General features: G+C 46.0%; 12 protein-coding genes. 10 read left to right on the forward strand and 2 right to left on the reverse strand.

Annotated elements, in window-relative coordinates:
* The first annotated feature begins 126 nt into the window (after positions 1–126).
* A complete protein-coding gene (locus tag ACFOEE_RS19880; protein WP_377128686.1) occupies positions 127–1500 on the forward strand; it encodes a leucyl aminopeptidase family protein in 1374 nt (457 codons plus the stop codon).
* Between the two features lie 77 nt (positions 1501–1577).
* On the opposite strand, the gene ACFOEE_RS19885 is transcribed toward ACFOEE_RS19880, so the two are convergent.
* On the reverse strand, positions 1578–3050 hold the full coding sequence (locus ACFOEE_RS19885) for an aminoacyl-histidine dipeptidase (protein ID WP_377128689.1): 1473 nt from the start codon (positions 3048–3050) through the stop codon (positions 1578–1580).
* Between the two features lie 91 nt (positions 3051–3141).
* The gene (locus ACFOEE_RS19890) at positions 3142–4224 is read right to left on the reverse strand and encodes a ketoacyl-ACP synthase III (protein WP_377128691.1); all 1083 of its coding nucleotides are present in this window, start codon (positions 4222–4224) and stop codon (positions 3142–3144) included.
* 157 nt (positions 4225–4381) lie between these two features.
* Between ACFOEE_RS19890 and ACFOEE_RS19895 the strand changes: the two genes are divergently transcribed.
* The 9 genes from ACFOEE_RS19895 (at position 4382) to ACFOEE_RS19935 (ending at position 14853) form a co-directional block, all read left to right on the forward strand.
* The gene (locus ACFOEE_RS19895) at positions 4382–4783 is read left to right on the forward strand and encodes a nuclear transport factor 2 family protein (RefSeq protein WP_377128694.1); all 402 of its coding nucleotides are present in this window, start codon (positions 4382–4384) and stop codon (positions 4781–4783) included.
* 97 nt (positions 4784–4880) lie between these two features.
* Entirely contained in the window at positions 4881–6110 is a 1230-nt protein-coding gene (locus ACFOEE_RS19900; RefSeq protein ID WP_377128697.1) for an ATP-binding protein, read from the forward strand.
* Positions 6110–6640 (forward strand): response regulator transcription factor, encoded by a 531-nt coding sequence (locus ACFOEE_RS19905; protein ID WP_377128700.1) that lies wholly within the window; start codon positions 6110–6112, stop codon positions 6638–6640. Before ACFOEE_RS19900 ends, ACFOEE_RS19905 begins: the two co-directional genes overlap by 1 nt.
* Before the next feature lie 91 nt (positions 6641–6731).
* Positions 6732–7136: a DUF1761 domain-containing protein gene (locus ACFOEE_RS19910; RefSeq protein ID WP_377128703.1), complete on the forward strand. Its 405-nt coding sequence runs from the start codon at positions 6732–6734 to the stop codon at positions 7134–7136.
* 222 nt (positions 7137–7358) lie between these two features.
* Entirely contained in the window at positions 7359–7628 is a 270-nt protein-coding gene (locus tag ACFOEE_RS19915; protein ID WP_377128706.1) for a CBU_0592 family membrane protein, read from the forward strand.
* A gap of 597 nt (positions 7629–8225) precedes the next feature.
* Positions 8226–10211 (forward strand): TonB-dependent receptor plug domain-containing protein, encoded by a 1986-nt coding sequence (locus ACFOEE_RS19920; protein WP_377128709.1) that lies wholly within the window; start codon positions 8226–8228, stop codon positions 10209–10211.
* A gap of 71 nt (positions 10212–10282) precedes the next feature.
* Positions 10283–11731 (forward strand): SLC13 family permease, encoded by a 1449-nt coding sequence (locus tag ACFOEE_RS19925; RefSeq protein ID WP_377128712.1) that lies wholly within the window; start codon positions 10283–10285, stop codon positions 11729–11731.
* A 45-nt stretch (positions 11732–11776) separates the two neighbouring features.
* Positions 11777–13480, forward strand: a complete 1704-nt coding sequence (locus tag ACFOEE_RS19930) for a sensor histidine kinase (protein WP_377128715.1) — start codon at positions 11777–11779, stop codon at positions 13478–13480.
* On the forward strand, positions 13477–14853 hold the full coding sequence (locus ACFOEE_RS19935; protein WP_377128717.1) for a sigma-54-dependent transcriptional regulator: 1377 nt from the start codon (positions 13477–13479) through the stop codon (positions 14851–14853). The genes ACFOEE_RS19930 and ACFOEE_RS19935 overlap by 4 nt, the downstream gene beginning before the upstream one ends.
* Positions 14854–14967 lie beyond the last annotated feature (114 nt).

Raw genomic sequence — 14967 nt, forward strand, 5'->3', positions numbered from 1 at the left:
TAAACAAAAACTAACCACCTTACCTTGTCGTTCGTAACTTGCATGAATTGCATCGATACGGCCTTCTCTTAGCGATACTTTTTTTGATATGCTGTGGCTAATCTAACGTACTCAAATGAGGATTTCATGAGTCAGTATTTAGTTTCACCCAGCGCTGAGTTGACACCAACCCCAGTTGAATTTGTACAAAAGGATGGCTTCAATGCTTGGTTTGGGCAGCAAGACCAGTTTGTGCAAAGCTGGGCAACAAACTTTAACGTTAAAAAGCAAAAACAGTTATTGATCCCAGCGCAAGATGGTAGCCTAGCTAAGGTTGTGGTGCTGACTGATACTTTAGACGACCTCTGGGTTGCCGGTGATTTAGCCGCAGCTTTACCTAAAGGGCTGTATCAGTTTCAAGGCGACCCCGCTTTTGTCGAACGTAGCGCGTTGGGTTTTTTACTAGGTGCTTATCAATTTAGCGCATATAAATCACTGGAAGCTTTTGAAGCTAAGTTAGTAGTGGCAGATGAAGCATGTTTGGTCCGTTTACAGCAAACCGTCGATGCCATCAATTTAGCCCGAGATCTGATTAATACACCAGCCGCAGATATGATGCCGCAGCATTTGGCCGAAACCATGGAAGAATTAGCGGAGCGTTTTGGTGGTCAATTTAGCCAGTTAATCGGTGATGAGTTACTTGAACACAATTACCCAACTATTCACTTAGTTGGCCGCGCCAGTGACAATAAACCGCGCTTGTTAGACTTACGTTGGGGTGACGAGAATGCACCTAAACTGACACTAGTGGGTAAAGGAGTGTGTTTTGATTCTGGCGGCTTAGACCTAAAACCTGCAGCGGGTATGCGCAATATGAAGAAGGACATGGGCGGGGCGGCTCACGTGATTGCTTTAGCGCAAATGGTCATGGCGGCAAATCTCAACGTGAGGCTACGGGTGTTAGTGCCTGCGGTTGAAAATGCGGTGTCGAAAAATGCTTTTAGACCGGGTGATGTAGTTAAAACACGTAAAGGTTTAACGGTTGAAATTGACAATACCGATGCTGAAGGTCGGTTAGTGTTGTGTGACGCATTGGCTGAAGCGCAAACCGAACAGCCTGATCTATTAGTGGATTTTGCTACTTTAACTGGCGCCTGTCGAATTGCTTTAGGTACTGAACTGCCGGGCTTTTTCAGTAGTGACAAGCAAGTTGCGGCGGACCTCATTGCTGCTGGTGAAGCACTGCAAGATCCGGTGTGGCAATTACCGCTGTTCAATCAATACAAAGCCTTGTTTAAAAGTGATGTGGCGGATATTGCCAACTGCGGTTCGACGCCATTTGGTGGTGCTATTACTGCGGCGCTGTATCTACAAGAATTCGTGGATGCTAAAACCACACCTTGGCTGCACTTTGACGTGATGGCGTGGAATCTCAGACCTCTACCTGGTCGTCCGGTAGGTGGAGAGGCGCTTGGCCTGCGTGCCATGTTCAGTTACTTGCAAGCTCGTTATAGTGCTTAGCGACAGTTTTTATTCTACAAATAACAAAGGCGCTTAGGCGCCTTTGTTATGTTTTGCCGTCTTAAAAGTACAATTGTTTAGCGCCGTGGGATATGCGCCAAAATACCGCACAGTTGCTGCCAAAACAGTCCTACAGAAGCAATATTTACCTTTTCTTCTGGTGAATGCGGGAACTTAATAGTTGGGCCAAAGCTTATCATATCCATGTTAGGATACGGCTCTTTAAACAAGCCGCATTCTAAACCAGCGTGAATAACCATTATGTGTGGCTTTTCGCCATAAGTTTGTTCGTACATATCGCGGAATATGTGCAACACTTTTGACTCTGGATCTGGTTTCCAACCTGGATAGGCACCTGAGAATACCACTTCAGCACCCGCTAGGTGAGCAAGCGAGTTCAGCATACCGACGACATCACTGCGACCAGAATCAATTAAAGAGCGCACTAAGCATAACATTTGTACGTGATCGTTCGCGGTTGTCACTACCCCCATGTTTAATGAGGTTTCTACTACGCCCGGAATATCATCGCTCATTCGGATCACGCCGTTAATACAGCTGTTCATCAGCGCTAAAACAGTGCGTTGGCTGTCGCATGTCATAGCTGGCTCATCACAGGTAACGTCAGTTTGGCTAAACTGAATGTTTTTCTCAACGGCACCTAACTCATGATTCAAGGTGGTGAGATAGTCAGTTATTGCAGCTTGTAGAGCATCGCGGTCTTGGCTACTGACCAGCACAGTTGCATAGGCTTCACGCGGAATAGCATTGCGCAGCGTACCTCCAGAAATGCTGACTAACTGAAGCTTTGCAGCGATCTCACTGTGAGTTAAAAAGCGTGCTAAGAGTTTGTTTGCATTGCCGCGTCCGGTATGAATATCTACCCCAGAATGGCCACCGCGGAGTCCTTTCAGTGCTAATTTTACTGGCTGTAACTGCGTTGCTGTTGCAGACTGACGTTGAATTGGCAGCTTGAATGCGGCGTCAATACCACCAGCGCAGCCCATGTAAATCTCGCCTTCTTGCTCAGAGTCAGTATTAAGCAAAATGGTGGCATCGAGGTAACCTGCTTCTAAACCAAATGCACCTGTCATACCGGCTTCTTCATCTATAGTTAGCAAGACTTCCAGCGGGCCGTGGGGAATATCGTCGGCAGCAAGCACGGCAAGACACGCGGCCATGCCAATGCCATTGTCTGCGCCAAGCGTTGTACCTGTGGCAGTTACCCACTCGCCGTCAACATAGGCACGGATAGGATCTTTGGTGAAATCGTGGTCGGTGTCGTCATTTTTTTGCGGCACCATGTCGATATGTGCTTGCAGAGCGACAGTTTGACGGTCTTCCATGCCTACGGTAGCTGGCTTTTTAATAATAACATTGCCGACTTTATCACGTACTACACTGAGCCCTTTGGCATTGGCAAAGGCGATAATATGTTGAGCAAGTGCTTCTTCGTGTTTGGATGGGTGCGGGAAACTGCAAATTTCGCTAAAAAATTGCCAAACTGGTTTTGGCTCAAGCTGAAGTAAATCTTGATAAGGCTGCGACATAACGTACTCCTAACGGCGCCCTGATTGAAAAGACTATGATAGCATTCAATCAGGGACAGCCAAAAGAGCACTCAGCTACACTTTTTGCTGATTAGTCTTGAGTATTAACTAATTGACAGGCCGCAACGGCAGGCGCAATTAATTCTAAACCGGTCTTTTCACAAGATGGGAGCTCTTCGAGGCATTCAGCCAAGGGCGTTACGCGAGGACCCCACTTGATGTAGCTTGCTGCCCAAGTTAAGCCAGCGCCAAATGCTGCAGACATGATGTTAGCGTTAGGGGTGATCAAGCCTTTTTCAACCGCTTCACATAGAGCAATCGCTATGGTCGCTGCTGAGGTGTTGCCGTATTGGTCAATATTGACCATCACTTTGTCATCGGCAATCTGTAAACGCTGCTGAATGGCTTGAATGATGCGTAAATTAGCTTGATGTGGCACCAATACGTTGATGTCATCAAGTTGCAAATTTGCTTGGCTCAGCACATCATCACAGGCTTCACTCATGCCTTTTACTGCGCGTTTGAAAATCTCACGACCCTCAAAGAGCAGATCTGATGGGCCTGTTGCGATGTATTTGTCTTGATCAGTTCCGTAGTTGGCAATATGTAAAATATTGCGGTCTTCGCTGTCGCAGCCAATTTTACTCGCCAGTAAGCCACTTGGTGTATCACTGGCTTCGAGTACCACAGCACCCGCACCATCGCCAAATAGCACAGCGCTGTCTCGTTTCGCCCAGTTTACATACCAAGTCATACGTTCAGCCGCAATAACCACAGCTTTTTTGATGAGTCCAGCACGAATTTGCGCAGTTGCCAGTTGCAGCGCATATAAAAAACCAGAACAGGCTGCGTTGGTATCACACGCGGCTGCGCCGACCGCACCAAGGTTCTTTTGCACCAATGAAGCCGTATTGGCCACCATAGTGGAAGGTGTACAAGTGGCGAGCAATACTAAATCTAGCTCTTTGCCTTCAATTCCAGCACAAGCTAATGCGCGCTTAGCTGCGAGTGTGGCAAGCTCTGCTGTAGATACGTGGCTGACGCGGCGGTTTTTTATCCCAGTTCGGGTCGTGATCCATTCATCATTGGTTTCGACAATCGTACTGATTTCGTCATTATTTATGTTGGCTGGAGGTAAACATTTACCCCAACCTGTGATCTGGGCATACTTCATCGTGTTCTCTTCAGGTTGTCCGACCAGTATCGGTAGTCGCGCAGTTATAACAAAGTTGGCAAAAAAATGCCAGAAAACCGCAGCGGGATTGTCTTGCTAGCTACGTAACAATAGTCTACCGTATGGTTATTTAAGTATTTAATATAAAAGGCCAAGTGTGCAAAGTAAAATTACTGCGCAATTGCTAACGCACTTAATCGAGCTAGAAAGGCAATTACTAGAACCTGAAATTCGCTCCTCGGTTGAGGCGCTAAGCGCGTTGTTGGACGATGAGTTTTATGAAATCTCAGCCAATGGTTTAGCCTTTAATAAGCACCACGTCTTGACGCGGTTACCCAAAGAACGTGTGCCACAGTTTTATAATCAACAATTTACAGGCCGTATGGTGGCAGAAGAAGTGGCGCAAGTAAGTTATCGCGCTGCGTATCGCGCCAGTGCACGGGCTGAATTTCATTTTTCGATGCGAATGTCATTGTGGCGTTTTAAAGAGGGACGTTGGCAATTGTACTTCCACCAAGGCACACCGTGTCCGGCTTTTACACTTAATTTGAACGATTAATTTTACGAAAACCATCGAAACGATGGTTTTTGACTTGAAATAACCCTGCAATGTCACTTCTCGGGTATAGTGGTGTTTTTTAGCTAATCAGAACTTTATGCTAGCCTTTTCTCCTAATTCGACCATAGGCCGTTTGTTGCTACTACGCACTTTAGCTATTGTGGCTCAGTTACTGGCGGTAATTTTCAGTCAATATTGGTTGCAGTCTCAAGTAGATATGCTCCCAGCATTGGGTGTCATTGCGATAGCCTCGTTATTTCAACTCGCTAGTGTGTATGCGTATCGCAAGCAAAGCGAGGCAGACGTCGCTGGGATGATAATGCAATTGGCCGCTGACGTAGTATTGCTGACCTTGTTGTTAGGATTTACCGGCGGTGCGAGCAATGCCTTTGTCTCCTTGCTGATACTACCTATAGTGATTGCCGCAATTACATTGCGGCGTCGTTATGCTTTGTTTATCGCAGTACTCGCGGTGTTGAGTTATTCGTGGCTGCTATGGCGTTTACCGAGCCAAGCCCATCATCATGATATGACTGGGCATTTCCAAGCAATGTGGGTCAACTTTGTATTCAGTGCGGCTATCATTGTGTGGGTTGTAACGGCGCTTGCCGAAAAAATTGCTAGCAAAGAGCGCAGCTTAGCGAAAGCGCGAGAGCGTCAGTTGCATGATGAACAAGTGATGGCACTTGGTGCAAGTGCCGCGCAAGTTGCACATCAGCTGGCAACGCCGTTAGCAAATTTACATTTGCTCTACGAGGAATTTCAAGAAGAGTTGCCTGATTCCTCACTTATCAAGGAATTTGCCGAGCCACTGGCACAATGCCAACAATTACTCGAACAATTTCGTCACCAAAGTCAGCTGCTGCAAGGACAAAAGCATCAAGCCAAGATAACTCACCACGCGGTTTTAGCTCAGCTTCAAGAGTTGTTGCTACTTGAATACCCAGCCATCGCAGTACAAGTTGTTGATAAAGTGCCCGCTGTAGAACTCGATTACGACCCTATGTTGCTGCCAGCGCTTCACAATATTGTGAATAATGGCGCGAGGGCGTCCAAGGATAACAATGTGCCAAAGTTGCTACTGCGCAGTCAAATGCAAAACAATCAATGGCTATTACAGGTGGAAGATTTTGGTACAGGCTTAAGTGCTGAGCAATTACAGCAGGTGGGAAATAAACCGCAAAGTAGTCAGTATGGATTTGGTTTGGGGTTACTATTGACCCATGCGACACTCAATCGCCTAGGGGGGAGTTTTACCATCGCCAATTTAGCCACCGGCGCCCAAGTTTCGGTGCGTTTGCCAGCTCAGCTTAAGGAGCAGAAATAATGCAAAAACTGGTGATCATTGAAGACGATATCGCGTTAGCCAATACGCTGGCGCGAAGATTGGCGAAGCATGCGTTTGAGGTGGTTATCTTTCATGATATTAGCTTTCATTTTGAAAAGATTGTTGCCCTTGCTCCGGATGCTTTATTGCTTGATATGAAACTGGCGCAAACCACCTCACTTATGAGTTTACCCGCCTTACGCGCTGCCTTGCCAGAGGTGAGGATTGTGATATTGACTGGCTATGGCAGTATCGCGACCGCGGTAGAGGCCATACGTAAAGGCGCGGACGACTATCTTACCAAACCTGCTGATTTACAAACTATTATCAAAGCACTGCAAGGTGAGCAGGAGCTACATCAAGGAAAATTAGAGGTACACGATCTAATGTCGCCTGAGCGCTTAGAGTGGGAGCATATTCAACGCGCACTCCAAGCAAATCACGGCAATATCTCGCAGACTGCACGCCAGCTGAATATGCATCGGCGAACGTTACAGCGTAAATTACAAAAAAAGCCAGTGGCTAAGTAGCGGGTTAGCTCCCTTGAAATTCATCGTGATGTTATTGCTGTCTTAACTTTTATTGACTAAATTCAAACAAAAGTAACGGATGGAGAATGGCGTGGACTTTGGACACATCAATATTTTGGCCGTGTGTGTTGCCGCTGCCAGCTCATTTGTACTCGGGGGACTGTGGTATTCGCCGCTACTCTTTGGCAAAGCATGGATGGAAGGGTGCGGATTAACTGAACTAGATGTGCAGCAAGCCAATATGAAGGTAACTTTTGCCGGGGCAATTGTGCTGACCTTAATTGCTACGGTATTTTTTGCGCTGGTTTTAGGGCCTAAGCCTGTGCTGGGCGAAGCGGTGTTAACAGGCCTTGTAATAGGTCTCACTTGGGTTAGTGCGGCGATGGGGATCAGCTATTTGTTTGAACAACGGCCGCTCAAACTGTTCCTAATTAATGCGGGTTACCATATCTGCCAGTTTTTATTGATAGGCTTAGTATTAGGTTTATTAAGCTAACAAATAGAATAAGTTTCATCGGCCATAGTGAGTGCCTTGGTGGTAAAATGGTCGCCATTTGTCCATGTGGATTTGTGTAAATAGCAAAAGCGGACATAAATCCTGTTTCACTATTCCAAGCCTGCTAACATAAGCAGGTTTGCTGTTTCAACGAGTGAAAGTGACCCTCCCCATGGATAGGGCCAGCGTGTTTGGGTTATCGGCATTGTTTAGGACAAAAACATGATTGCGTTGTTGTTTGATATTATTGGTATGACAGGTACTTTTTTAGTCGTTGGTGCGTTCTTTTTGCTACAACTTAACAAAGTGAAACCCACAGGTTTAGTGTATAACATCATGAACTTGACGGGGGCTATCCTGCTATTGATCAGTCTTTGCTACAACTTCAATTTGGCGAGCTTTGTGATTGAGTTGTTCTGGATCGCAGCCTCATTAATCGGTTTGTTTAAGTTTTACCAAGCGAGAAAGGCCGTTGCTGCTTCACTAACTTAAGCGCGTTAACCAGCACTGTGTCCGTTTTGATGCAGTGCTGACGCTCATACCAATCTACAAAAAGCTGCAGCCTGTTTGCTGTTGACTCACCTAATTAACAGAGTATGGCGTGCTAATTCTCAGCGGGATTGGCTCAATTGTGTCTTCCTGTACCTTGAACTGGTTTGAGCAAAATTATTCTGCGTTCATATTTTCCCCTCAATTTGTTGCTATCTTTGTAACTGTTCAACACGATTAAAATTTGGCTTATTTGTCACTTAACATTATGCTTTAACTGAGTATGAATAATTGTATAAAACAATGACTTTACGTTACTAGACGTGTGTATCGTAACTTTTTAAACAGAATGACGATTTTTTAGGTCAACTTTAATCAGCTAGTTACAACTTTTGATCTAGATTATGTGAATCAATTTTGTGATACAATCACGCTGATAACTTATATGCAGGCTACTTGAAGTTGTAGATAGGCGGTAGGTGAATAACTCCCATAAACTTAGGTCTTCTAAGTAATTGGGGTGAGAGGACGCAGCCATCACAGTTACAGCTGCAAGTGGGCGGGGTATAGTCAAGTTTGTGGGTGTCGTATGAGAGGTCTATGCGCGTAGTTATTTTGTTTCTACTTGGGACTTTGGGTTGCTTTGGCTCTGCTTTGGCTAGTTCAGAATCATCAGGCTCGTCGGCTGAGCTCTTTGAGCTGAGTTTTGAAGAGTTGTTAGACGTTAACATAGATCTTGCTACTAAAACCGATGAAACCCGTACCTCTGTACCCTCATCAATTACAGTTTTTAATAAGCGCCATATTGCCCTACTAGGGGTAAAAAATGCCTACGAACTGATGAACTTTGTGCCCGGTTTTCAAATGACCCGAGGTGATTGGGTTGGTGCAGTACCAAAAGAACATACTCGTGGCGTTTATTTAGATAGCGGCAATGTACTAGTGATGATTAATGGCCAGCGACTAAATGAATCTTCCTTCGGTAAAGCGTCGGTTTATACACCTTTTATCCCAGTTGAAATAGTTGAACGAGTCGAGTTTATTCGCGGACCGGGTTCTGCGCTGTATGGCAGTAATGCGTTTCTAGGTGTGATGAATGTTGTGACCAAGCAAGCAGCCAATGAAGTGGTTGTTGGCATTGGTGAACACGGACATCAGCAACTCTCTACCAGCCTAAGTGTAAAGCTTTCTGGCGACCTATCGGTATTCGCCAATGTTGCGTGGCAACAGCAAGCTGGTGAGCCGTATTTCGATGGCCAAGTCAAAGATCCGTTACTCAGTCAATTTGTCGAGCTTGGTGCTGCATTTCACCGTTGGCAAATTGAATATCGACAAAATGATGTTCACCTCAATGGCTTTATTAATCTGGCAGGGGTAAGCCCACATAATCAACATCACAGCCAAAACAGGGCTTTAAGTGTTGAATATCAATGGCTAAAAGATGAGACTTGGCAAGTCTCTTCTCGGCTTTATAAAGTCAGTCATGAAATTGTCAGTGCCGGCTTGATTATACCTGGTGATGTGTTGGGTGGCGGTGATTTTTTTGTGGGACCAGCTTGGCATTCAAGTGATCTTAATTTAACTACTGACGCCGTCTATTTTCACGGTGCTGCGACATTCAATTTTGGTGCTGAAATTTCCCGTGCCAAACAAGATAACGCCAGTATCCGCACCAGCTACTTTAATCACAGTAGTAAAGAAGTTGAATTGCTGCCGCAGTTTTATCTTGATGACATAGTAACAAAGCAAGATTATCCGCAGTTTGATGCGCTTGAAGCGCGTTTTAATTCTGAGGCCGTCTACGCGCAAATGAAGTATCAGGTTAACGATGCTTTAACTGTGTTTGTTGGTGCGCGTTATGACCATGTTGCCGATATTGACGCTAAAATTTCACCACGGATTGCGCTGGTGGCGGCACTTTCTCCTGAACAAACGCTCAAACTGCAATACGGTGAGTCGTTTCGCTCACCTGTGAGTAACGAGTTGTATTCCAACGATGATGTCACCGTTGGGAATCCCAACCTCACTGCTGAATCGATAAAAACCACTGAATTGGTTTGGCACTGGCAGACGAAAACGGTGCAGCTGGATGCGGTATTATTTAATAACGATTTAAGTGATTTTATTAATCTCATTCCGATTGATGAGGTAGGTTCAAGGTTTCGTTTTGAAAATGCGTTTAGCACTAGCATGAAAGGGCTTGAGGCAAACGGCAATGTAACTCTTACAGAACAAAGCTGGTTTGAGTTTGGTTATACGCAACTATTCGATGAGCCTTTAAACCCAAGCTTTAAGCGTTTTGCTGTTGCTGCTTGGAAGCACCAGCTGGGTACGCTGCAACTCAGTTTGAATGCCAATTGGCGTGATACTGTGATGGTGCCGGGGGTTGAGGTCGACTTTACGCAATCTGCTTACCTATTGCTCGGCGGCTCTGCAATTTGGCAGTTTGATGACCGTCAGCAAGTGGCTATCAAAGTGCAAAATATGCTTGATAAACAATATTATGTATTTGAACCTAGGTTGCTTGATGGTGCTATGCCGGGCGCTGGTCGACAGCTGCGTTTGGAATACACATACCGACTCTAAACTAACGATTAAAGACTCCTACAATTGGCCTGAACAGGCCGATTTTTTTAATAGGTAAAGGAATAATAACAATGACGGGATCTCAATCTCCGCGCCGTTTTTCTGCTCTGTGGTTGTGGCTAGGGCCATTGCTGTTTGTTACTACTTGGTTGTTGCCAGCACCGGCTCAAATGCCTGTTGAAGCTTGGTATACCACAGGTTTGGCATTATGGATGGCAGTGTGGTGGATAAGTGAGTGCACCCCCATTCCTGTGACTTCTATGCTACCGATTGTGGTATTGCCATTGGCAGATCTGAACGTTGTAGGCAATGTCACCAGTAGCTACGCCCATCCATTGATCTTTTTGTTTTTAGGTGGCTTTTTAATCTCTATTGCAATGGAAAAATGGTCCTTGCACCAACGTATTGCACTTCATACTATAAGTCGCAGCGGCTCTCGACCTGACCGTCAAATCCTCGCCATGATGGCGGTTAGCGCGGGATTATCCATGTGGATCAATAATACCGCGACCACGCTTATGATGTTACCGATTGCGTTGTCGGTTATTCATGTCTTAGAGCAGCGCGGCACCGACGTGAGTAACTATAGTCGTGCGCTACTGCTTGGTGTGGCGTACAGCGCGAGTATTGGCGGTGTAGCAACTATCATAGGTACTGCGCCTAATGCGTTGATGGTGGCTTTCCTTTGGGATAACTACCAAATTAAAATTGGCTTTGCACAGTGGATGGCAATTGGTATCCCATTTAGTGTGGTATTGGTGTTAGGCGGCTGGTGGTGGTTAACGCGCTGCGCATTTAAGTTAGGCGCGATGGAGCAAAACTGCGCTGGTACAGCATTGTTTAAAGCTCAACTTAAAGAGCTCGGTCCATTGCGCTACGCTGAGCGTCAAGTGCTGTTGGTGTTTGTCTTTGCTGCACTGGCTTGGGTGATTAGACCTTTACTGGTGCAATGGACGGGGTTACAAATCACAGATACGGGGATTGCGATCGCCGCTGGCGTGATGCTGTTTGTATTGCCCGCCGAAAAGGCTGGCGTGCAACGCGTGATGGATTGGCAGGCGGCGGGTGCTGTACCTTGGGGTATTTTACTGCTATTTGGCGGTGGTCTTGCCCTTGCGGCTCAAATTAAAAAATCGGGTCTTGCTGAATACATTGCAGTGCTGCTCTCAGGTGCCAGCATTATTCCCATTGTGTTAGGGGTTATTTTAGTTACTGCACTCATCACTTTTTTGACCGAGCTGACCAGCAATACTGCCACTGCGGCTGGCTTTTTACCTTTACTGGCGCCCGTTGCAGAGCAAGTTGCCGGTTCTCCATTAGTGTGGGTTATCCCAGCTGCAATGGCAGCGAGCTGCGCATTTATGATGCCAGTAGCAACACCACCCAATGCGATTGTATTTGGCTCAAATCGTATTGAGATCCGCGACATGGTCAGGGCAGGGTTTGCCATGAATTTGCTGGCGATTACGGTGATAAGCTCGCTTACGGTAACGATTGCCGCTTGGGTGTTTGGCTTCTAGGGATAAAGCTTTATACTGAACGCAATTTTTTTAAGAGCTAAGTCTATGGTTCAGCAAAGCTATGTAGTGGCTGCTCGTGGTCAAACATTTGTGCAGTGGCTGCTGCAACTCTTGTTACTTTTGGTTTGTTTGAGTGTGGTATATGTGGCCGGTTTACAGCAAGACCGTGCTTATCGCTATGAACAAGTTAAATCTCAAGGGCAGCAATTGTTTGCGTACTTTGACAGTGAATTTGCCCGCTTTGCTGCTATCCCCAAACTGGTCAGTGAGAATCCTGCACTTAAAGCGGCATTTCTTAGTGCTCAGGCACAGTCTACTGCGTACACCGACTTAAATATCTATTTGCAAGATGTACAACGAGCTTCTGGCGCATCCGATGTGTATTTATTAGATGCCAAAGGTGATGTAATTGCGAGCAGTAATTGGTCCAAAGATTACTCATATATAGGTAACAATTTTGCTTTTCGCCGTTACTTTATCGACGCAATCGGGCATGGCAGCGCACTTGAATTTGCCGTGGGGATCCGCTCAAAAGCGCGCGGCTTTTACTTTTCGCACGTAGTGAGCGAACGTAATCACAAAGTCGGGGTAGTGGTGCTAAAGGTCAATGTCAGTAAATTTGAGCAAGATCGTGAAAAGCTCAATACCGGCTATGATAATGAATTTGCGGTACTTGGCGATGACGGGCTGATTTATGGTGCAAGCCAACCGGAATGGCCGTTACAGCATTATCGTAGCGCTGTTGCCGAGGCGTCAGATTGGCAATGGCAAGCGCAGCAAGTCAACATTGCGCACCAAGCCTATTATTTCACCACACACCCTTTGCCTGAACTTGCGGCGCAGTTAGTGTTTCTCTCCAATGTCAGTGACTTGCCGTATCAGCAATGGCCGCGTATTGGGATTGCTTGTTTGTTGTTAGTGATACTACGAGTGGTGTGGCACGTGGTCCAGAAACGGTGGCAAGGTTATCAAGCCTTGCAAAGCCGCCGACAAGCGTTAGAAGATAAAGTTGAAGAACGTACACAAGCTTTGGAGAAGGCGCAAAATGCTTTGATCCGGGCGGCGAAACTCGCCACTATTGGACAGCTCAGTGCCAGTATAAACCATGAAATAAATCAGCCGTTGTCGGCGATTAATACTTACCTTGCCAGCTGCAGGCGTTTGTTACGTAAAGGCCAGTTTAGCGCGGTCAGTGATAACTTAGACATCATTGAAAGTTTAGTGTTTCGTGTTCATCAAATTGTCGCGCAGCTCAAGCAATTTAGCCAATCAGGCGATAACAAAATGCGATTAGTTGCGCTACGGCCATTAATTGATAACGCTTTGATGATCACAGGCCCCGAATTAAAGCAAGCTGGGGTTGAGGTTGAAGTATCTGTGCCAGAGACTGAGGTGTGGGTAGAGCCGTTTCGGTTTGAACAAGTGTTGGTAAACCTGTTCACTAATGCTGCGCAGGCCATGGCAGAGCAAAGCGAAAAACGTTTAACCATTGGTGCTGAACTGTTTGATGAAAAAGTGAAGGTAACCGTCGCCGATACAGGTGTAGGTATCTCGCAGCACTTGCTGGGTAGTATCTTTGAACCTTTCGTTACGACAAAAACTGGCCACGGCCTTGGACTGGGTTTATCGATTTCAAAAGAGATAGTTGCATCGTTTGGTGGCAACTTAAGTGCCCATAATCGCCCTACACAAGGTGCGGAGTTTATTATCGCTTTAAGCGGTAAAATGCATAGCAGTGAGGAGTCATGATGCAACCTGCCATTTATGTAATTGATGACGAGAAAATGGTGCGTGATGCCTTGCAACAATTATTGTCACTTGAAGGCTATGAAGTTACTTGTTTCGCTGATGCGAATACTGCGCTATCGCGATTAAACCGCCGTTTTAGCGGTGTAGTACTGTGCGATATCAATATGCCTACTATGGATGGTATGACATTTCTTAAACAAGTACAGCAATTTGACTCTGAACTACCGGTGATTTTTTTAACTGGCTTTGGCGATGTCGGTATCGCGGTAAAAGCCATGCAAGCTGGCGCATACGACTTTTTTGAAAAGCCGATAAGCGAAGCGTTACTAGACTCTTTGCAACGTGCGCAAGAAAAACGCCAATTGGTGATGGAAAACCGCGCATTAAAACGCTCACTAGCATCAAGTAGTGCACCAGGAGTGCGGATTTTGGGGCAAACTGAATGTATGCGCCAAATGGTAGCTTTGCTTGATGCCGTGATAGATACTCCAGCAGATGTGCTAATAGAAGGCGAAACAGGCACGGGCAAAGAGCTGGTAGCGCGTTACCTGCATGACCAAAGTGCCCGTAGTAGCAACAACTTTGTGGCGATTAACTGCGGTGCAATTCCACATGACTTAATTGAAAGTGAGTTATTTGGTGCTAAGAGTGGCGCCTATACTGGCGCGACTCAATCGCGCCAAGGCAAATTTGAATATGCGCAGGGCGGGACGGTGTTTCTTGATGAAATTGAGGCAATGTCGCCCAGTTTGCAAGTGAAATTATTACGGGTGTTAGAAGAGCGCAAAGTCACGCCGGTTGGCAGTAATGATGCGATCAGTTTAGATGTGCGGATTGTCGCCGCAACTAAAATAGATTTACTTAGCTTAGTCAATCAAGGCTTGTTCAGAGCGGATCTGTTCTATCGCCTTAACCTTGTTAAAGTGCTTATTCCGCCACTGCGGGAGCGCAAAGGCGATATTGCTTTGCTGTTTAAGCATTTTTGCTCGATTGCAGCCACGCGTTTTCATCGTCCATTTGAACCAGTGAACCCTGAGTTATTACAAAAGCTGATGGCATACCAGTGGCCTGGCAATGTGCGAGAGCTGCGTAACGTTGCTGAACGTTCAGTGCTGCTGGGTCAACATAATGCATTACAATTTACGCCGCAAAACACCCAAGTGGCAAATGAACTTAGTCTTGCGGAGAAAGTCAGCTTTTATGAGCAAAGCCTAGTAGAAGAGGCGCTTGCGCGTACACAGGGAAATATAAAAGCCGCAATGGCGCTATTGCAACTACCCCGTAAAACCCTGTACGACAAAATGACCAAGTATGGGTTGTCGCGCACTATGTTTCTTGAAGACCCCTTGGGTGAAGAAAGTGACAAAAGCTAATTTTGGTGTGTGGATATCCACACACTTAAGCCCTTCTAAATACAAAAAATTACCTTAATGTATTGATAATTATGAAAAATAATTATTGGCCGTAAACTTGCGTAGTCTGCTGTG

Origin of the sequence: Pseudoalteromonas fenneropenaei (genome assembly GCF_042643375.1) — a bacterium.
Classification (GTDB): domain Bacteria; phylum Pseudomonadota; class Gammaproteobacteria; order Enterobacterales; family Alteromonadaceae; genus Pseudoalteromonas; species Pseudoalteromonas fenneropenaei.

Coding starts and splice junctions, on each gene's coding strand:
- ACFOEE_RS19885 (WP_377128689.1), bottom strand. CDS start 3,050: ATGTCGCAGCCTTATCAAGATTTACTTCAGCTTGAGCCAAAACCAGTT.
- ACFOEE_RS19925 (WP_377128712.1), top strand. CDS start 10,283: ATGACGGGATCTCAATCTCCGCGCCGTTTTTCTGCTCTGTGGTTGTGG.
- ACFOEE_RS19935 (WP_377128717.1), top strand. CDS start 13,477: ATGATGCAACCTGCCATTTATGTAATTGATGACGAGAAAATGGTGCGT.
- ACFOEE_RS19920 (WP_377128709.1), top strand. CDS start 8,226: ATGCGCGTAGTTATTTTGTTTCTACTTGGGACTTTGGGTTGCTTTGGC.
- ACFOEE_RS19890 (WP_377128691.1), bottom strand. CDS start 4,224: ATGAAGTATGCCCAGATCACAGGTTGGGGTAAATGTTTACCTCCAGCC.
- ACFOEE_RS19915 (WP_377128706.1), top strand. CDS start 7,359: ATGATTGCGTTGTTGTTTGATATTATTGGTATGACAGGTACTTTTTTA.
- ACFOEE_RS19905 (WP_377128700.1), top strand. CDS start 6,110: ATGCAAAAACTGGTGATCATTGAAGACGATATCGCGTTAGCCAATACG.
- ACFOEE_RS19900 (WP_377128697.1), top strand. CDS start 4,881: ATGCTAGCCTTTTCTCCTAATTCGACCATAGGCCGTTTGTTGCTACTA.
- ACFOEE_RS19880 (WP_377128686.1), top strand. CDS start 127: ATGAGTCAGTATTTAGTTTCACCCAGCGCTGAGTTGACACCAACCCCA.
- ACFOEE_RS19930 (WP_377128715.1), top strand. CDS start 11,777: ATGGTTCAGCAAAGCTATGTAGTGGCTGCTCGTGGTCAAACATTTGTG.